This is a genomic window from Pseudorhodobacter sp., from assembly GCF_030452865.1.
Taxonomy (GTDB): Bacteria; Pseudomonadota; Alphaproteobacteria; order Rhodobacterales; family Rhodobacteraceae; genus Pseudorhodobacter.
The window spans coordinates 1-18,948 of record NZ_JAKDLJ010000021.1 but is presented as its reverse complement, the minus strand read 5'-3'; the positions used below and the strand labels follow the sequence as shown (position 1 = coordinate 18,948).

Below are 18,948 nucleotides of genomic sequence, written 5' to 3'. Positions count from 1 at the left end.
CTGCCGCAGGCTTTCGGTATAGGTCGCAAGCCAGCTTAACGCATGGGCGGCGAACTGGCTTTCTTCCATTGCGGCGGCCGAAATCTTGCCGTCCGAGGCCACCATAGCGCGCAGGTTTTCGCGCCCCTGCACGAACAATGCCTCCACTTCAGGCAATGCCGCCTCGGTCAGCGCAAGCAGATCGCTGAGGATTGCGCCGTCGCTCTGGGGGAATGGATGTCCGTCATGGGCCATGGGGCGCTCCGTCTTATTGGTCGTTTCTGCACTTGCGAAAGGAATAGGATGTTTGCAGATGCAGCGCAACAAGGTTTCAATATTGCGATGAAGGGCGACTGAATCTGTCGCAACCAAAACCGTGGTGCGGTGCGGTTATCGGTGAGGTATAGCATCACCATTCAGCGTTGGCATGGGATTTGGGCGATGGAATTGGTGATGGCCGGGCTTTCGGCCCAGGCGTTCTGGGCGGCGATGTTTGTCACGCTGTTTGCTGGGTTCGTCAAAGGCGCTATCGGTTTTGCATTGCCGATGATCATGATTTCGGTGTTCTCGTCCTTCCTGCCACCGGAGGTCGCCTTGGCGGGCCTGATGTTGCCGACCACCATCGCCAATCTGGGGCAGGCTTTTCGTGATGGGCCGCGCCCGGTTCTGGCGGTGATCCGAAAGTTCTGGCGCTTCATTGTCGCGACTTTGATCTTCATCGCCATTTCCGCCCAATTCGTGCGGGAGATACCGCAGGATGTGTTCCTAGTGCTGCTGGGGATTCCGATCACCATCTATGCGCTCCTGCAACTGCTGGGCCGGTCATTGGCGATCAAGCTGGAGCATCAAAGCCGCGCCGAATGGGGACTTGGGGTGATCGCCGGGCTTTATGGCGGGATGTCGGGCGTCTGGGGGCCGCCATTGATCGTTTACCTGATGTCGATCGGGACGCTGAAATCCGAAATGATGCGCACGCAAGGCGTGATCTATCTGATCGGGTCCATCATGCTGCTGGCAGCGCATCTGAAATCGGGTGTGTTGACCGGTCCGAATGCCGGGTTTTCGGCGGCATTGGTTATCCCCACCCTCATCGGTATGGTCATCGGATATTACGTCGGCGACAAACTGGATCAGGTGCGCTTTCGCTGGTGGACGCAGGTGCTGTTGGTGCTGACGGGGTTGAACCTTGTCCGGCGGGCAGTCGGGTTCTGATTGGTCAACAAGCTGAAAGCAGGGGGCAGCGGCCCCCTGATTGATCGTTCACCCGATTGCAGCGGCTTTCACGTCGGCATCAATATGGGCGATATACTGCCCGAAGTTATCGGCAAACATCTGCACGAGTTTCGTCGCTTGCGCGTCGTAGGCATCACCTTTCGCCCAAGTCCGGCGCGGGTCAAGCAGCAGATCGTCGACGCCCGGAACCGATACCGGAACATCAAAGCCGAAGTTCGGATCCTTGCGGAACTCACCCGTGGCCAGTGATCCGTTCAACGCGGCGGTCAAGAGCGCCCGCGTTGCCCGGATCGGCATGCGCTTGCCGGTGCCAAAAGCGCCTCCGGTCCAGCCGGTATTCACCAACCAGCAGGCAGCTCCCGTCTTGGCGATGTGTTGTTGCAGCAGCTTGCCGTAAACTTCCGGCCTGCGTGGCATGAATGGCGCACCAAAACAGGTGGAGAATGTCGGCGTCGGCTCCACCACCCCGCGTTCCGTCCCCGGTGTCTTTGAGGTAAAGCCGGACAGGAAATGGTACATCGCCTGCGCGGGGGAAAGCCGCGCAATCGGTGGCAGAACGCCGTAAGCATCACAGGTCAACAGGATCACATTTTTCGGCCTGCCGCCCATCCCGGTTTTCGACGCATTGGAGATATAATCGAGCGGATAGGCGCAGCGCATGTTCTCCGTCAGGCTCGAATCCCTGAAATCCAGTTCCAGCGTTTCGGGGTCAAACACCATGTTTTCAATCACTGTGCCGAATTTATGCGTGGTGGCATAGATTTCAGGTTCTGCTTCGGCGCTCAGATTGATGGTCTTGGCATAGCAACCACCTTCAAAGTTGAAGATGCCCTCGTCCGACCAGCCATGTTCATCATCCCCGATCAGGATGCGCGACGGGTCCGCCGAAAGCGTGGTTTTCCCAGTGCCGGACAGCCCAAAGAACACCGCGGTATCATTCGGATTGCCAACGGCGTGGTTGGCAGAGCAATGCATCGGCATAATGCCTTTGTCGGGCAGAATGTAGTTCAACAGGGTGAAGACGGATTTCTTGTTCTCACCGGCATAAGCGGTGTTTGCGATCAAAATCTCTTTGCTGTCGAAATTCAGCGCGATCACGGTGTCGGAGCGGCAATCATGCCGTTTCGGATCGGCCTTGAAACTGGGGCAGTTGATGATCGTCCATTCCGGCACGAAACTGTCAAGTTCGGTACTGTCGGGGCGGCGCAGCATGTGGCGGATGAAAAGTCCGTGCCAGGCCATTTCGGCGATGACGCGAACATCCAGCCGGTGATCCGGATCAGCACCCGCAAACAAGTCCTGCACGAAGTAATCGCGCCCCTTCATGTGCTTCAGCATATCGGCCCGCAATGCGTCAAAGCCTTTCACGGACATTGGTGTATTGTTTTCCCACCAGATCGTGTTTTCGACCGAAGGCGTGCGCACCACATGCTTGTCCTTGGGGGAGCGGCCGGTAAACTGCCCGGTGGAGACAAGGAATGCCCCGCCCAAGCCCAGCTTTCCTTCGCCGCGCGAAATGGCGGCTTCGATCAAAGCAGGTTCAAGCTGGTTGTAATGGACCCCACCCAGCCCTTTGATGCCTTGCTTTTCAAGCGTCTGATTTGGGTTTACACGTCCGCTGTTCATCTGATGCAAGCTCCCGATGCCGATGATACGACAAGTATTGGGTTCAGTTTCGGCGCGTCAAAGCCCCGGTCGCCCCCGGAGCCGAGACCGACACCCGCGCTATAACACGCAGCTTTCAACTTGGAACAGGACGCATTGGCACAGTTAGCGCAACCAAGTCAGAGTTAGCGCAATCAAATCATCAACTGCGGCATATTAGTCATTCCTTTGCATTTTTGTCGTTCCATGAAGGGGTCTTGACGGGTGATTCGTAGTTAGCAGTTGATTCTTTGTGGCGAAAAAGTGAAAATGGAAAAAAATAAATGAGCAGTATAGGGAAACTACCCATGTCAAGGATCGCCCTTGTGGACGACGACAGAAATATTCTGACGTCGGTTTCGATGACTCTGGAGGCAGAGGGTTTCGAAGTTGAAACTTTTAACGATGGTCAATCGGCACTGGATGCCTTCAATCGGCGTTTGCCCGATATGGCGGTGCTGGACATCAAGATGCCCCGCATGGACGGCATGGACCTGCTGCAACGCTTGCGGCAGAAAACCACCATGCCGGTGATTTTCCTGACCTCCAAGGATGATGAGATTGATGAGGTTCTTGGTCTGCGGATGGGCGCCGATGACTATGTGAAAAAGCCGTTTTCGCAGCGGCTTCTGGTGGAGCGCATCCGTGCTTTGCTGCGTCGGCAGGAAGCGATTGCCACCGATGAAGTGGCGATTACCGAAGAAACCAAGGTGATGGAGCGTGGCAATCTGCGGATGGACCCGCTGCGTCATGCGGTTGCCTGGAAAGGGAACGATGTTTCGCTGACGGTGACGGAGTTTCTGTTGCTTCAGGCGCTTGCGCAGCGGCCCGGTTTCGTGAAAAGCCGCGACCAGTTGATGGATGTGGCCTATGATGATCAGGTATACGTCGATGACCGTACAATCGACAGCCATATCAAGCGTTTGCGCAAGAAAATGCGCACTGCCGACAATGAATTCTCGGCGATCGAGACGCTTTATGGCATCGGCTACCGTTATAATGAGGAGTGACGGTCGCGATGACTGCCGTTTCGCAAAGCGCACCTTCGCGTCCGCGTAAAGCCAAATCCAGCCGGGGCGGCGATGTGCTGCTCGGCGAAGATTGGACCGCACCCGAAGATCTGGTTGAGCCGGAGCTTCGGGGCCGTCGTGGCAGGCGGGGCATTGTTGCGCTCAACCGGTCCCCGCTTGCGCGCAAAATCATCATTTTCAACATGATGGCCTTGGTGATTCTGGTCGCGGGCGTGTTGTTCATGAACCCGTTTCGCGACAGTCTGGTGTTGCAGCGTGAACAAGGTCTGGTGACTGAGGCGCAACTCGCCGCCGATGTGTTTGAGGCACAATTGCCCGGTGTGACAGCGGTTTCGCTGAATGATCCGACGGGCGTTGATGTCGCCAAGCTGTTGCAAAACATGAATATCGGTCCGGGGGTTGATGCTTTTGTCTTCGACCGGGATGGTCGGGTTATCGGCACCGCTGAAGGCAAGGCGCGGGAATTCTTACCCGGCAGCACCAAAACCCAATCCACCCTGATTACTGATTTTCTAAACGGGATTTGGGAAGCGGTTTCTAGCGTGCTGTCTGGTCCGGAAAGCGACCAAGGCAAAGTCAGCTCCGAAAGTCTGGCGCGCAACGGGTTTGCAGCGGCGCTCGCCGGGCAGACCAGTTCCAATATGGCGAAAGACTCCTCCGGTGGCACGCTCTTTTCCGTTGCTACCCCGATCTGGAGCGCGGGTGAGGTGCTTGGCGTCGTGGCGCTGACTTCGGCTGAAGGTGAGATTGATGCGCTGGTCCGGCACGAGCGCGAGCAGGTCTTGCAGATGTTTGTCATCGCCCTTCTGGTTTCTATCGGGTTGAGCCTTGTTCTGGCCTCGACCATTGCCAACCCACTTTCGGATCTTGCCGCAGCGGCGGAATTGGGCCGTGATCGCGATGCGCGGAAAATGGCACCAAGCCGCGTGCGCATCCCCGATCTGGCGGCGCGTCCGGATGAAATCGGGCGGCTTTCGGTCGCGATGCGCGGCATGGTGGCAGCGCTTTACGACCGGATTGATGCGAACGAACAATTTGCCGCCGATGTCAGTCACGAGATCAAGAATCCGCTTGCCAGCCTGCGCTCGGCCGTCGGCACGCTGCGGGTGGCAAAGCGCGACGATCAAAGGGAAAAGCTGCTGGAAGTGATCGAACATGATGTGCGGCGGCTTGACCGTCTGGTCAGCGACATCTCCAATGCATCACGGCTGGATAGTGAATTGGTCAAGGAAGAAGAAGAAGAATTCAACCTGATCAAGACGCTTGGCAACCTGTCGGAATATCTGGGCGAACAAGCGAAACAAAAAGGCGTCGATTTCATCATTGATCTGCCTGCGGAACCCATTGTCATTCGGGGGCTGGAGGCGCGGTTGGCGCAGGTCTTCGTCAACCTGATCACCAACGCTGCGTCCTTCTGCGAGGATGGTGATGCGGTGCGTGTCTGGGCCAGGCGACGCGAAAACCGCGTGCTGGTGGTAGTCGAAGATACTGGTCCCGGTATCCCGGAACAGGCGCTGACCAAAGTGTTCAAGCGCTTTTACTCGGAACGCCCGGTGGCGCAATTCGGCGACCATTCCGGGCTCGGCCTCGCGATCTCCAAACAGATCGTGGAGGCCCATGGCGGCGTGATCTGGGCCGAGAACATCCGCCCAACCTCCGCCGATGCTACATCTGAACCCTTGGGCGCGCGGTTTGTGGTCGGTTTGCCGGTGTAAACGTGCCCGCTGCGCCCGACAGCCAGACGATTCATGCCTCATGTGTCGCAGTCGATGGCCGGGCGGTGATTATTATTGGTGCATCGGGGGCGGGAAAGTCAACCTTGGCGTTGCACCTCATGGCGCTCGGCGCAGCGCTTGTCGCTGACGACCAGACCGTTCTGACCAAGCAGGGAGGAGAGATTGTCGCGAGCAGTCCGCCGCGCCTTGCAGGCTTGATCGAAGCGCGGGGCGTCGGCGTGTTGCGGGCCGCGTCCGTGACCGGTGTGCCGGTCGCCCTCATCGTTGACCTTGATCAGACGGAACCTGCAAGGTTGCCGCCAAAACACCACAGAAAGGTGATGGGGGTGCCAATAGACCTTGTATTCGCCGTACCTTACGGCCATTTTCCCTTTGCAATTCTGCAATACCTGCGGTCAGGTCGGCAAGATGACGGAACAGAATGACCCATGACGTGAGCATTTCAGGGCACCGGATCGTGCTTGTCACTGGCCCATCCGGGGCGGGGCGCAGCACAGCGATCAACGCGCTGGAGGATATGGGCTATGAGGTGATTGACAATCTACCGCTGAGCCTTGTGCCGCGTTTGATTGATGGCGAAAGCCTTGGTCGCCCCATTGCGCTTGGGCTGGATGTCCGAAACCGCGATTTCAACGCGACCGCGCTGATTGAGTTGATCGACAGGTTGACGATCAACCCGCGTGTGGCGTTGAGTGTGATCTATCTCGATTGCGCGCAGGATGAGCTGATCAAGCGCTATGCACAAACCCGGCGCCGCCATCCGCTGGCACCCGATGGAACGCCACTGATCGGCATCTCGCGCGAGGTGGACCTGCTGGCGCCGATCCGGGTTCGCGCCGATCATCTGATTGAAACGACGGAAATGTCGCCACATGACCTGCGGGCAGAACTGGCGCTTTGGTTTGATCGCAGTCAAGTGCCGGGTTTGGCAGTTTCGATCCAGTCGTTTTCCTACAAGCGCGGCGTTCCGCGCGGCGTCGATATGGTTTTTGACTGTCGTTTCCTGCGCAACCCGCATTGGGTGCCGGAACTGCGCGCGCTCGATGGGCGCAATCCACTCGTCGTCGACTATATTGCTGGCGACCCCCGCTTTGCGGACTTCGTCGCGAAGGTCAATGATCTGGTGCTTTTTCTGCTACCCGCGCAGTTGGATGAGGGCAAGTCGCATCTTGCCATCGGGTTTGGTTGTACTGGCGGGCAACACAGATCGGTTGCCGTTGCGGAACTCTTGGCGACAAACCTTGCGGAGGCGGGTTGGCCAGTGGCAAAACGCCATAGGGAACTGGAACGTGGCGCGGCAGGTAAAGCCGCAAATGGGACGGGATGATCGAACGGTGATCGGGGTTGTGATCGTAGCCCATGGCGGGCTCGCTCGTGAATATCTGTCGGCGGTGGAGCATGTCGTCGGACATCAGGACAAAATGATCGCTGTGGCGATTGAAGAAAATCATGACCGTGACGCAAAGCAGGCGGAAATTTGTACCGCCGCCAATTTGGTGGATAGCGGGGCAGGCGTGGTTGTTGTGACGGATCTGTTTGGTGCGTCGCCCTCCAACCTGTCGCTGTTGGCTGGCGTCGGGCGTAATCGCCGCATCATATACGGAGCGAATCTGCCGATGCTGATCAAACTGGCCAAATCGCGCTATCTGCCGGTGCCGGATGCCGTCACACTCGCTCTGGATGCAGGGCGCAAATACATCAACAGCCTGGATCTTGGCGCAGGAGGAGGCCCAGCGTGAGCGAACGGACCCTCAAAATCATAAATCAAAAGGGGCTGCATGCCCGCGCTTCTGCGAAACTGGTGGAGGTTGTTGAAAGTTTCGACGCCAGCGCCGAAGTCAGCAAGGACGGGATGAGCGTTTCTGGTGATTCGATCATGGGCCTCTTGATGCTGGGGGCTGCGCGAGGCACCAGCATTACCGTCAAGACCACCGGTCCGGAGGCGGACGCTCTAATGGAAGCGCTGGACGCGTTGGTCCGCGATCTGTTTGGCGAGGGGTTTTAAGCAATGTGTCGGCTGCGTCAGCGCGTTGGCACCGGTGTTTCGCCACGATAGTCGTAGAACCCACGCTGGGTTTTACGGCCGAGCCAGCCCGCCTCGACATACTTTGTCAGCAAGGGACAGGGGCGGTATTTCGTGTCTGCCAAGCCTTCATGCAACACATTCATAATTGCAAGGCAGGTATCTAGGCCAATAAAATCTGCAAGTTCAAGTGGCCCCATCGGATGATTCGCCCCAAGTTTAAGGGATTCATCGATGGACTTGACGGAGCCGACGCCTTCGTAAAGCGTATAAACCGCCTCATTGATCATCGGCATCAGGATACGGTTGACGATAAATGCAGGAAAATCCTCGGCGCTGGCGGCAGTTTTCCCAAGTCGGTCGACGACGGCCAAAAGGGTTTCATAGGTTGGTCGGTCGGTCGCAATGCCGCGAATCAGTTCCACCAATTGCATCACCGGAACCGGGTTCATGAAGTGAAACCCCATGAATTTTTCTGGCCTGTCGGTGCGGCTGGCAAGGCGGGTGATTGAAATGGAGGAAGTGTTGGACGTCAGAATCGTTTCGGGCTTCAGATGCGGCAGCAGATCGTCGAAAATCGCTTGCTTGACGCTTTCGCGTTCGGTCGCCGCCTCAATGATCAGATCAGACGGGCCAATTTCGGCCAGAACCATCGTGGTCTTGATACGGGACATCGCCTCAGCCTTTTCTTCGGCGGTGATTTTGCCGCGACCGACCTGACGTTCGATGTTGCGGTCGATCAGGGCAACCGCCTTGTCGAGGCTTTCCCGGCTGATATCGGTCATTGTGACATCATAGCCAGCCAGTGCGAAAACATGGGCGATGCCATTCCCCATCTGGCCCGCACCCACGATTCCCACTGACTTGATTTCCATTGTTCAGCACTCCTGCATCCTAGCTTGGCGAACCATATGCCTGCGCCGGGGTAGGGTGCAAGGCCGGGAACCGATTTCGCGTGAATTACGGCAAAGTACGAGGAATTCGCGTCAAATTCGAGATTTAGCCATTTCGTAACGGCATGGCGGTACAGTCGATGTTGGGTGTTAAGAACTGGGTGGGTGCTATGGCTTTTGTCTATCAGGGCGATTTTTCGCTGGATTATCAACCGTGTCATTATGGCGCGTCGAAACTCGTATTCCGGGGGCCAAAACAGGCAATGCGCGTGCCGTATTGTGCCGCCATTGGTGGAACGGAAACGTATGGAAAATTCGTGCGCGAACCGTTTCCCATGCTGGTGGCGCAGCGCATCGGGCGACCCGTAGTCAATCTGGGCTGTGTAAATGCCGGGTTGGATGTTTTTCTGAATGATCCGGACGTGTTGGAACTCGCCTCCGGCGCGGAGTTAACGGTTGTGCAGGTGGTTGGTGCATCGAATCTCAACAATAGGTTCTTTTCCGTCCATCCCCGGCGCAATGACAGATTTCTAAGTGCGAGCTCATGGTTGCAAACGCTTTATCGCGATGTCGATTTTACGGATTTTCACTTCACACGGCATTTGCTGCAGACCTTGTATCAGGTCTCGCCCAGCCGGTTCGAAACCGTGGCGACGGAGTTGCGGGAAACCTGGGTGCGCCGGATGACCGACCTGTTGCGGGCGATCAAAGGGCCGACGCTGTTACTTTGGATGGCAGAAAATCCGCCGCCGGGCGAGGATTCGATGCTTGATCCTTATGCCAACCCGGTTCTGGTGGAAGCCGGGATGATTGCACAGGTTCGCCGCAGTGCCATGGCTTATCTGGAGGTTGTTACGAGCCGTGATGCTAAATGCGAAGGTATTGAAAACATGGCCGTTCCCGCGATGGAGCTGCGCGCAGCGGAGGAAGTACCCGGCCCAATGGCGCATCGCGAAACCGCTTTGGCAATTTCCGGCGCGATTTCGGAATTGATCGGACCACCATGAGTCCGGCGATGGGGTCGCCTTGGCACCCTATCCGCGCGTGTGCGAAAGGGCGCCCGTTTTCGGGGCGCCCTTTACTGACATTCAATTTGAATAGAACATTTCGCGTTAAACCTGCATCGCCCAAATCTGCCTGCAATCAAAGATTTCAAAGCAGTAGGTGATATTTTATGTCGCAACTCAACCGCGAAACGTATTACAGCTTTTCGATCAGTTCGGGAACGGCGGTGAACAGGTCCGCGACCAGCCCGTAATCGGCAACCTGAAAGATCGGCGCTTCTTCGTCCTTGTTGATCGCGACGATCACCTTGCTGTCCTTCATCCCGGCAAGGTGTTGGATTGCGCCAGAAATCCCGGCTGCGATGTACAGGTCAGGTGCCACGACCTTGCCGGTCTGACCTACCTGCCAGTCGTTCGGCGCATAGCCAGAATCGACCGCCGCGCGCGATGCGCCAACCGCCGCGCCGAGCTTGTCCGCCAGCTTCTCAATCAATGCGAAATCGTCCTCGGAGCCGACACCGCGCCCGCCCGAAACCACGATACCAGCACTGGTCAGTTCCGGCCGGTCCGAGGTGGCACCCTTATCCTCCACCCAGGACGACAGCGCCGGGTCCGCCGCTGCACCAATGTTTTCCACCGGGGCAGAGCCACCCATTTCCGCCGCTTCAAAGCTGGCGGTGCGGATCGAGGCGACCTTGATTGCATCACCGGATTTCAGCGTTTGCATCGCGTTGCCTGCATAGATCGGGCGCTCAAACGTGTCGGTGTCGATAATCGCGGTCACGTCGGAAATCACCATCACATCCAACAGCGCCGCGACGCGCGGCAGCACGTTTTTGGCGTCAGTGGTCGCGGGTGCAACGATATGACTGTAGTTTTTCGCCAAATCAACAATCAGCGCAGCAGTCGGTTCCGCCAATCGGTGCCCCAAGGACGCATCCTCGGCGCAGAGAACTTTGGAAACCCCGGTGATTTTGGCCGCTTGCGCCGCGGCATCGGCCGCTTTCGCGCCAGCGCAAAGCACGGTTATCTCACCCAAAGGTTTGGCGGCCAATACCGCCTTGGCTGTCGCATCGACGCTCAACGCGCCATCGGTGACTTCACCCAAAAGAAGAACAGCCATCAGATTACCCCCGCTTCGTCTTTGAGTTTCGCGATCAGTTCATCCACCGACGCAACCTTGACGCCCGCTTTGCGACCCGCAGGTTCCACGGTTTTCACGACTGTAAGGCGCGGCGACACATCCACGCCGTAATCGGCGGCGGTCTTTTCATCCATCGGCTTTTTCTTGGCCTTCATGATGTTGGGCAGGCTGGCATAGCGCGGCTCGTTCAGGCGTAAATCGACGGTTACCACGGTTGGCATCGCAACCTTGATCGTCTGCAAACCGCCATCGACTTCGCGGGTAACTACGGCTTTGTCACCTTCAATCGCCAGCGCCGAAGCGAAGGTCGCCTGCGACCAGCCCAGCAACGCGGCGAGCATTTGCCCGGTCGCGTTCATGTCATTGTCAATCGCCTGCTTGCCGCAGATCACCAATCCCGGCGCTTCGGCATCGACCACGGCTTTGAGCAGCTTGGCGACGGCCAGCGGCTCAATATCGGTTTGCACCTCATCCGCTGCCACGATCAGAATCGCGCGATCTGCCCCCATCGCCAAAGCGGTGCGCAGGGTTTCCTGTGCTTGTTTGACGCCGATGGAAACGACGATAACCTCTTCGACGGTGCCAGCCTCTTTCAGGCGGATTGCCTGTTCGACGGCAATTTCGTCAAACGGATTCATCGACATTTTGACATTGGCCAGATCGACGCCGCTGCCGTCCGCCTTCACACGGACTTTGACGTTATAGTCGATCACACGTTTGACAGGTACGAGAACCTTCATTGGCGCGGACTCCTTTGTTGGGGCGGGGCGTCGGCCCCTCTGAACTTACCCGGCGTTGATATAATCTTGCGCGGTCAATAGACAGACCAAAATCGTCATGTTAGCGACAACAGACGCCGCGTTTTCTGCGGCACCCTGCGATTTCACGCATCGCGCGTCAATCCGGGCACCCAAAGCACGTCGTCCTTGCCGCCGTTGTTGGCGATACGCCCGGCGACGAAAAACCAATCTGACAACCGGTTCAGGTATTTGATCGCCGCGGGGTTCACGTCTTCCGCGCCCGAGAGTTCCACCGTCAGCCGTTCCGCGCGGCGGCAAACCGTGCGGCACAGGTGCAGATGCGCGCCAAGCGGGGTGCCGCCGGGCAGAATGAAGCTGCGCAGCACCGAAAGATTGGCGTTCATTGCGTCGATTTCGGTTTCCAGTCGATCCACTTGCACGTCTACAATTCGCAAACGCGGGTAGGGGGCGCCAGCATCGTTTTCGCGGTCCGGCGTGCAAAGATCGGCGCCAAGGTCGAACATATCATTGGAAATCCGGGCCAATGCTACGTCCATGTCGCCAGTGGCATGCAGCCGCGCCATCCCGATCGTGGCGTTGGTTTCATCGACGGTGCCGTAGGCTGACACCCGAAGCGAGTGCTTGGCAACCCGGTCGCCGTTGCCAAGAGCCGTTTCGCCCTTGTCGCCGGTTCGGGTGTAAATTTTGGAAAGAACAACCATTAGAAACCCCGTGATCTGCGAATATAGACAAAGAGTACGATCAACGCGACCGCAACCGGTAACGCAGCAGTTTGTTGGAGCGTTTCCCGGCCCCTTCGCCGCCGCGGCCAAAGCTGCTGATGCCGAGGATCAGAATGGCAAGCACCACAAGGCAGGCAATGGCGGCGATGATGAAAAGTGGGTCGCTGAGCATGATGAGTCCTTTGCGATTTCGCCTTATCTAATGCCGAACTTGCGAAAAGCGAACAGAAAACGCCTGTGGCAGATCGTCAGGGCGGCGGTACTTAGCCTTTTGCCACCAGCCAGTCCAAAGCCCCGGTCGGAAGAACTCGGCGCAGCCCCGCCATGAGCCAAGTCGCTTTTGTCACATAATAGCGCGGCTTTGGTCGGGCCGCCTCAATCGCGTGGATCAGTTTTTCTGTCACTGCACTGGCGGGCAACTCGAACCGGTCCGGCCCGCTCACCTTGTAAAACCGGTCGAGCAATTCCTGATACTGCGGACGGCGGGCAGAGTTTTCCACGTCAATCCAGCGTTCGAATTGCTTGATCGCGTTCTCGCGAAATTTGGTGGGGATTGGCCCCGGCTCAATCAAGCTGACATGGATCGGCGTACCCCGCATTTCAATGCGCAGCACGTCGGTCAGCCCTTCCAGCGCGAATTTCGTCGCAACATAAGACCCGCGCCAGCGCATCCCCACCAGCCCCAGAACCGAGGAGCAGTTGACAATCCTGCCATGCCCTTGCGCCCGCATCACCGGAATAACCCGGCGGGTCAGGTCGTGATAGCCAAAAAGGTTGGTTTCAAAGTTCGCACGCAGCGCCGCGCGCGGCAAATCCTCCACCGCGCCGGGAATCGCATAGGCACCGTTGTTGAACAGCGCATCCAAGGTGCCGCGGGTGCGGTTCAGCGTTTCCGCCAAGGCCGCCGCAATGCTTGCTTCATCGGCATAGTCGAGAACGAAACTCTCCAACCCTTCACCGCGCCGGTTATCGCAGTCGCTCTCGGTGCGGCAGGTGGCGAAAACGCGCCAGCCGCGCGATTTCAGGGTTCGGGCTGCATCAAGCCCGATGCCGGAGGAACAGCCGGTGATGAGGATGGATTTTTTGGTCACGCTGAGGCTCCGTCGGACGGTGCAACAGCCCTAACGGGAAACGCCGGGCACCGCAAACGGCATCAGTTGCTCGGGTTTACATCGGTCAACAAGCGCGCCGCGATATATCCCTCAACCCCGTCACCTTCGATGCGGACCTGTACCCAGCCGTCAACCTCCGCCGAAACCACGCTGACCGCTTCGGCGCGCGACAACCGCTCCACAATGGCCTCATTGGTGGAGGGGCCCTGGCGCACATTCACCGAACGGCTGCTGACATACATAACAGGAAAGTCGTCGGTGTTGTTTTCGACCGACGTAGGTGCAACGTCGGCTGCCGCTGTGGCTGCGGCGGTTTGCGTCACCACGAAAACGCGGGGCGTCGCAGGGGCTTGCGGTTGCACCGTGACCGGAGTGAAGGAGGCTAGCGTCACGGCTTTGGCGGTCTTGGCTGGGGCCGGACGAGCGGCGGGAGGTGCGGTTGGTGTATCATTTGCGGCCAAACCCTGCCGCATCTGGCCGTTATCTTCGCCTCCGATCAGCAATGTCACAAACATCACAGCCCCAAGCAGCACCAAAAGCTTAATCATACCATTCACCCCAATGTGTTCTTCACGAACAATCCCTAGCTGCACTATTGCAGTTTTTGGTCTGGGAAAAAACGTCAAACTTTCCCTTTTTGTGAATTGCCCTGATTTTCGTCGCCGGACATCTCTGTTTCGGCTGGACCGTGTTGACGCGCCCGACTACACAACATCCATGACGAAAACGCCTGATGACCCCAATACCCAGCCCATCACCATCTCTGAACCGTTGCGCCGCGCGATTGGGGAGAGGTATCTGACCTATGCGCTGTCGACCATCATGCACCGGGCTTTGCCCGACGCGCGTGACGGATTGAAGCCGGTGCACCGCAGGATTCTCTATGCCATGCGGGAACTGAAACTGTCCCCGACCGGGGGCTTTCGCAAATCGGCGAAAATTTCCGGCGATGTGATGGGCAACTATCATCCGCACGGTGATTCTGCGATTTATGATGCGATGGCGCGTCTGGCACAGGATTTCAACGTCCGCTATCCATTGGTGGACGGGCAGGGCAACTTTGGCAATATTGACGGCGATAACCCGGCCGCAAGCCGCTATACCGAGGCGCGGCTGACGGCGATTGCCGAGAAGCTGATGGAAGGGTTGGCGGAAAACGCGGTCGATTTTCGCCCGAATTATGACGGTACGCTGGAAGAGCCAGTGGTCATGCCCGCCGCTTTTCCGCATCTACTGGCGAATGGCTCCTCCGGGATCGCAGTCGGCATGGCGACCAATATCCCGCCGCACAACCTGCATGAATTGATTGATGCCTGTCAGGCAATGATCAAAACGCCCGAGATTTCGGATGATGCCTTGGTGGAACTGGTCCCCGGACCTGATTTTCCGACCGGCGGCGTGATTGTCGAACCGCGCGCCAATATCCTTGACGCCTATCGCACCGGGCGGGGGTCGTTTCGTTTGCGTGCGCGTTGGCAGGTGGAGGATCTGGGCCGCGGGCAGTGGCAAATTATTGTCACCGAAATTCCTTATCAGGTGCAGAAATCCAGGCTGATCGAGAAACTGGCTGAACTGATCCAGACCAGGAAAATCCCGATCTTTGGTGATGTGCGCGACGAATCCGCCGATGATGTGCGCCTGATTATCGAACCGAAAGTCCGCACGGTTGACCCGGACATGCTGATGGGGATGCTGTTCAAGAACTCCGATCTTGAACTGCGTTTCAGCCTGAACATGAACACCCTGATTGATGGCCGCACACCGAAAGTGTGCAGCCTGAAAGAGGTTCTTCGTGCCTTTCTGGACCACCGCCGCGATGTTCTGCTGCGTCGCAGTCAGCACCGGATGGACAAGATTGACCATCGGTTGGAAGTGTTGGAAGGCTTCATCACCGCATTTCTGAACCTCGATCGCGTGATCGACATTATCCGCTATGATACCGATCCCAAACGCGCTTTGATGTCGGAAAACTGGGGCATCAAGCACCCCCGCGCCATGTCGGAAAAGGATTACGTTTCCCCGCCGGAAGGTGAGGGAGAATTGTCGGAGGTGCAAACCGAAGCCATCCTCAACATGCGCCTGCGGTCTTTGCGCAAGCTGGAGGAGATGGAGTTGGTCGCGGAGCGTGACGCGCTGATGATGGAACGTGCCGATCTGGAAGACCTGTTGGCCGACCCGCGTTTACAATGGAAACGGATCGGTGCCGATCTTAGGGAGGTACAAAAAACCTTTGGCCATTCCTGGGCCAAAGGCACGCGTCGCACCACCTTCGCTGAGGCGGGCGAAGTGGAGGATGTGCCGTTTGACGCGATGATCGAGCGCGAACCGATCACCGTGATCTGTTCGAAAATGGGCTGGATCAGGGCGATGAAAGGTCACGCCGCCCTTGATACCGAAGCCAAGTTCAAGGATGGCGATGAAGGCCGTTTCCTGTTTCATGCCGAAACCACAGACCGGATCATTCTGGTCGGCAGCAATGGGCGTTTCTACACCTTGTTGGGCGCAAATCTTCCGGGAGGCCGTGGCATGGGCGAACCCGTGCGCCTGATGGTGGACCTGCCGAATGAGGCCGAAATTGTTGATCTGATGATCCACAAGCCGGGAATAAAATTGCTGGTTGCGTCGACTGACGGCGATGGCTTCATCTGCCCGGCGGATGAGGTTGTGGCCCAGACGCGGGCCGGAAAACAGGTGCTGTCCCTGCGTGGCGATGCCAGAACCGCCGTCTGCAAACCGGTGCAGGGAGATCATGTTGCAGTGGTGGGCGATAACCGCAAAGTGTTGGTTTTTGCACTGGAGGAGCTACCTGAAATGGCCAAGGGCAAAGGTGTCCGGTTGCAAAAGTACAAGGACGGTGGCCTGTCGGATGCCACGACCTTTGCATTGGCCGAAGGGTTGAGTTGGAAAGACCCGGCGGGCCGCACGCGCACCGAAACCGCGCTCGACGAATGGCTTGCCAAGCGTGCCACGGCAGGCCGCATGGCCCCACGCGGATTTCCCCGCGACAACCGGTTCACCTGATCCGCCCAATTGTCGCCAAGCGCATTTTTTCAGCTTCCAACCATGCCGGGTCTTGGGTATCTTCAAGCGAATGTGAACAACGGATTTATCGAGGAGTATTTCATGCCGCCCAATCCACAGGGAAATGTTCGTTATTCGGGTCAATCCGGCCCGCTTTTCAACCTCGCATTCGTTACCGGCTTGTTAACTCTTGTGACCTTGGGGATTTACCGGTTCTGGGCAAAGACGCGCATCCGCAAATACATCTGGTCTTCCGTTTCCGTTGACGGTGACGGGCTGGAATACACCGGCAACGGGCTGGAGAAGTTTCTGGGATTTCTGGTCGCGATGGTGTTTCTCGCGGTCTATCTGGCGGCGATCCAGTTGCTGCTGTTCTTCATCGGGTTCAGCGCTTTCACCAATCCCGATAATGAGATTGCCATCATCATCTCGATCTATGCGTCATTCCTTGCGCTGATCCCCTTCATCCTGTTCGCGATCTACCGGTCGCGTCGTTACAAACTCGCACGGACGCGATTGCGCGGCATTCGTTTTGGTATGGACAGCGCGGCGTGGGGTTATGCGCTCCGCGCCATCGGGCATTATTTCCTGACGGTGATCACGCTGGGTATCCTGTTGCCGCGGCAAACCTTCTATCTGACGAAATATATGACCGACCGCAGCTATTACGGCGATGCGAAATTCGAACAACGCGGGCGCTGGCAGGCGCTTTACGCTGCGTTGAAGCATGTCCTGATCGGCATTGCGCTGATTATCGGGGGTGGTGCTGTCATCGCTGCGGGCACTGTCAACAACACGGTGGCGTTGGCGATTCTGGGCGGCGTCGTTCTGTTTGTCGGTTATTTCTGGGTGATGATCGGCTTTGTCTACTATCAGGTGCGGTCGTTTGCCTATCTGGCAAGCAATACGGTTCTTGGCGATAAGGTCGGAATTACCTCCTCTCCCAGCACGGGCGAGATCATCAAGATCGTGCTGGTCGGTGGCATTGTCCTTGGCGTGGCCGCGGCCGTGCTGTTTGCGGTCCTTGGCGGCGTTTTTTACGGTGTCGTGATGACAAGCGTTGGTTCCGGGCAACCGAATATCTTGCTGTTCGTCCCTATCGCTTTGCTTTACGTCGCCGTTTTGGTCGCGCTTGGCGCGTTGGGACTGGTGATGATCACACAACCGATCATTGCGCATATCGCCTCGACCTTGCACATCACCAATGTCGAGGCTTTGGCGAGTATCCGACAGCGCGCCGCAGATCCGGGTGCGGACGCCGAAGGATTTGCCGAAGCGCTGGATATCGGTGGGGCGATCTGACGATGATCGGTGCTGCGCCGGTCTCGGCCGTCTTCTTTGATGGCTTCACGGCGCAGCGCCACCCGGTTTTCGTCTCGGTCAGTCGCGATGGCGCGGGCCTGTCGATTGATAAACATACCCCCGGCGGGACGGCGCTGATCTGGCCGCTGGACCGGTTGCGCGTGTTACACGATCAAGCGGGCGACAACGCGATGACCCTGACGCTGCACAGTGACGGTGCCGGGGATGAAACGCCGCGCGATACTGCGCGCCTTGCGATTGCAGACCCCGATCTGATTGCATGGCTCAAGCTGACCGCGCCGATGCTGCGCAAACGTGATGTGAAGCGGGGAACGGCAGGCAAGGTCCTGTGGCGGATTGGTTTCGCCGTGGCTGCCATTGTGATGATCATCTTCGTCATCCTGCCGCGCACGGCCAATTTTCTGGCCGAGGTTCTGCCGCTGGAAACCGAGATCCGCTTTGGCAAAACGGTCGTCGCGCAGATGGAGCGTTTTCTGGGGGCGAAGAAAAGCGGCGCGCTGATCTGCACCAACAAGGCAGGGCTCACGGCACTTGCGCACATGACGGCAAGGCTGACCGATGGGCAGGATTTGAAATACAAGCTGGATGTGAAGGTGCTGGATCATCCGATGGTCAATGCCTTTGCGGCGCCCGGTGGGCAGATTGTCATCCTGCGCGGACTGCTGGATAAGGCGGACAGTGCCGAGGAAGTGGCCGCAGTGCTGGCACATGAAATCGGCCATGTCGAGGCGCGCGATCCGACCCGGCTAATGTTGCGGGCGGCAGGGTCTGCCGGGATAATCTCGATTGTATTGGGTGATTTTTCCGGTGGCACGCTGATCGGGGTACTCGGTGACCAGTTATTGCAAAGCGCCTATACCCGCCCGGCAGAGGCGGCTGCGGATGAGTTCGGGCTGGCAATGCTGAGCCAATCGCATATCAGTTCCGCCGCGTTCGCGGATTTCTTCGACAAGCTGTCAAAGTTGGAAGGTGGGTTCGCTGCGCCTGAATATCTTTCGAGCCATCCTTCCAGCGCGGGCAGGGCGCAGCGTGCGCGGGATCATACCGCAGGACAGGCAGACGGGCCGCCGGTCCTGACAAACGTGGAGTGGCAAGCGTTGACGGCGATCTGCAAATCGTGAACAAAGCCCCTGTAGCGGCATGAAAGATGGGGACGATACGCTGTCGGAAAGTCTGTTCAACGTCATGACGCCGGGCGGATGTTTTCCGTGGTGCGTATCCAGTCCATCGCGACACTGGCCCCCGACTCATTGCGCGGTGTCAACGCTGCCGAGCACCTCGATCCCCGCAACCAGACATGAGAGCACATAAATAGACCACCT

The 18,948-nt window shown here is 57.8% G+C and carries 19 protein-coding genes and 1 pseudogene; 11 read left to right on the top strand and 9 right to left on the bottom strand.

Annotated features, from left to right (window positions below):
• Positions 1–234 (bottom strand): annotated as a pseudogene (locus L0H65_RS02760) (acyl-CoA dehydrogenase); the annotation flags it as partial.
• Positions 235–420: 186 nt separating this feature from the next.
• On the opposite strand from L0H65_RS02760, the gene L0H65_RS02755 reads away from it, so the two are divergent.
• Positions 421–1,191 carry a sulfite exporter TauE/SafE family protein gene (locus tag L0H65_RS02755; protein ID WP_301457244.1) on the top strand — a complete coding sequence of 257 codons (771 nt, stop codon included), beginning with the start codon at positions 421–423 and terminating at the stop codon, positions 1,189–1,191.
• Positions 1,192–1,239: 48 nt separating this feature from the next.
• Here the strand turns inward: L0H65_RS02755 and L0H65_RS02750 are convergent, their stop codons facing one another.
• Positions 1,240–2,838: a phosphoenolpyruvate carboxykinase gene (locus L0H65_RS02750; RefSeq protein WP_301457243.1), complete on the bottom strand. Its 1,599-nt coding sequence runs from the start codon at positions 2,836–2,838 to the stop codon at positions 1,240–1,242.
• Positions 2,839–3,164: 326 nt separating this feature from the next.
• Here L0H65_RS02750 and L0H65_RS02745 point away from each other — a divergent pair, with 326 nt between their 5' ends.
• The 6 genes from L0H65_RS02745 to L0H65_RS02720 are packed head-to-tail and all read left to right on the top strand — an operon-like array spanning position 3,165 to position 7,628.
• Positions 3,165–3,866: a response regulator transcription factor gene (locus tag L0H65_RS02745; RefSeq protein ID WP_301457241.1), complete on the top strand. Its 702-nt coding sequence runs from the start codon at positions 3,165–3,167 to the stop codon at positions 3,864–3,866.
• Between the two features lie 8 nt (positions 3,867–3,874).
• Positions 3,875–5,602, top strand: coding sequence for a sensor histidine kinase (locus L0H65_RS02740; RefSeq protein ID WP_301457239.1), 1,728 nt, complete (start codon positions 3,875–3,877; stop codon positions 5,600–5,602).
• Between the two features lie 2 nt (positions 5,603–5,604).
• A complete protein-coding gene (locus L0H65_RS02735; protein WP_301457238.1) occupies positions 5,605–6,048 on the top strand; it encodes an HPr kinase/phosphorylase in 444 nt (147 codons plus the stop codon).
• Complete coding sequence (gene rapZ / locus L0H65_RS02730) at positions 6,045–6,950, top strand: RNase adapter RapZ (protein WP_301457236.1); 906 nt, start codon at positions 6,045–6,047, stop codon at positions 6,948–6,950. Before L0H65_RS02735 ends, rapZ begins: the two co-directional genes overlap by 4 nt.
• A gap of 7 nt (positions 6,951–6,957) precedes the next feature.
• Positions 6,958–7,362: a PTS sugar transporter subunit IIA gene (locus L0H65_RS02725; protein ID WP_301457245.1), complete on the top strand. Its 405-nt coding sequence runs from the start codon at positions 6,958–6,960 to the stop codon at positions 7,360–7,362.
• The gene (locus tag L0H65_RS02720) at positions 7,359–7,628 is read left to right on the top strand and encodes an HPr family phosphocarrier protein (RefSeq protein WP_301457235.1); all 270 of its coding nucleotides are present in this window, start codon (positions 7,359–7,361) and stop codon (positions 7,626–7,628) included. Before L0H65_RS02725 ends, L0H65_RS02720 begins: the two co-directional genes overlap by 4 nt.
• A 17-nt stretch (positions 7,629–7,645) precedes the next feature.
• On the opposite strand, the gene L0H65_RS02715 is transcribed toward L0H65_RS02720, so the two are convergent.
• Entirely contained in the window at positions 7,646–8,521 is an 876-nt protein-coding gene (locus L0H65_RS02715; protein WP_301457233.1) for a 3-hydroxybutyryl-CoA dehydrogenase, read from the bottom strand.
• A 188-nt stretch (positions 8,522–8,709) separates the two neighbouring features.
• Here L0H65_RS02715 and L0H65_RS02710 point away from each other — a divergent pair, with 188 nt between their 5' ends.
• Entirely contained in the window at positions 8,710–9,546 is an 837-nt protein-coding gene (locus tag L0H65_RS02710) for a DUF6473 family protein (protein WP_301457232.1), read from the top strand.
• Between the two features lie 193 nt (positions 9,547–9,739).
• On the opposite strand, the gene L0H65_RS02705 is transcribed toward L0H65_RS02710, so the two are convergent.
• The 6 genes from L0H65_RS02705 to L0H65_RS02680 form a co-directional block, all read right to left on the bottom strand.
• Positions 9,740–10,666 (bottom strand): electron transfer flavoprotein subunit alpha/FixB family protein, encoded by a 927-nt coding sequence (locus tag L0H65_RS02705; protein WP_301457231.1) that lies wholly within the window; start codon positions 10,664–10,666, stop codon positions 9,740–9,742.
• Complete coding sequence (locus L0H65_RS02700; protein ID WP_301457229.1) at positions 10,666–11,427, bottom strand: electron transfer flavoprotein subunit beta/FixA family protein; 762 nt, start codon at positions 11,425–11,427, stop codon at positions 10,666–10,668. Before L0H65_RS02700 ends, L0H65_RS02705 begins: the two co-directional genes overlap by 1 nt.
• A gap of 143 nt (positions 11,428–11,570) precedes the next feature.
• Positions 11,571–12,149: a cob(I)yrinic acid a,c-diamide adenosyltransferase gene (locus L0H65_RS02695; protein WP_301457228.1), complete on the bottom strand. Its 579-nt coding sequence runs from the start codon at positions 12,147–12,149 to the stop codon at positions 11,571–11,573.
• 40 nt (positions 12,150–12,189) lie between these two features.
• Positions 12,190–12,342 (bottom strand): twin transmembrane helix small protein, encoded by a 153-nt coding sequence (locus L0H65_RS02690; protein WP_367651969.1) that lies wholly within the window; start codon positions 12,340–12,342, stop codon positions 12,190–12,192.
• A gap of 91 nt (positions 12,343–12,433) precedes the next feature.
• On the bottom strand, positions 12,434–13,261 hold the full coding sequence (locus L0H65_RS02685; protein WP_301457226.1) for an SDR family NAD(P)-dependent oxidoreductase: 828 nt from the start codon (positions 13,259–13,261) through the stop codon (positions 12,434–12,436).
• 62 nt (positions 13,262–13,323) lie between these two features.
• Entirely contained in the window at positions 13,324–13,830 is a 507-nt protein-coding gene (locus L0H65_RS02680) for an SH3 domain-containing protein (protein WP_301457224.1), read from the bottom strand.
• Positions 13,831–13,999: 169 nt separating this feature from the next.
• On the opposite strand from L0H65_RS02680, the gene L0H65_RS02675 reads away from it, so the two are divergent.
• From L0H65_RS02675 to L0H65_RS02665, 3 genes are read left to right on the top strand one after another with little or no spacing between them, the layout of a single operon-like run.
• A complete protein-coding gene (locus L0H65_RS02675; RefSeq protein ID WP_301457223.1) occupies positions 14,000–16,303 on the top strand; it encodes a DNA topoisomerase IV subunit A in 2,304 nt (767 codons plus the stop codon).
• Positions 16,304–16,345: 42 nt separating this feature from the next.
• Complete coding sequence (locus L0H65_RS02670) at positions 16,346–17,605, top strand: YjgN family protein (protein WP_301457222.1); 1,260 nt, start codon at positions 16,346–16,348, stop codon at positions 17,603–17,605.
• A gap of 2 nt (positions 17,606–17,607) precedes the next feature.
• Positions 17,608–18,747 carry a M48 family metallopeptidase gene (locus tag L0H65_RS02665; RefSeq protein ID WP_301457221.1) on the top strand — a complete coding sequence of 380 codons (1,140 nt, stop codon included), beginning with the start codon at positions 17,608–17,610 and terminating at the stop codon, positions 18,745–18,747.
• Positions 18,748–18,948 lie beyond the last annotated feature (201 nt).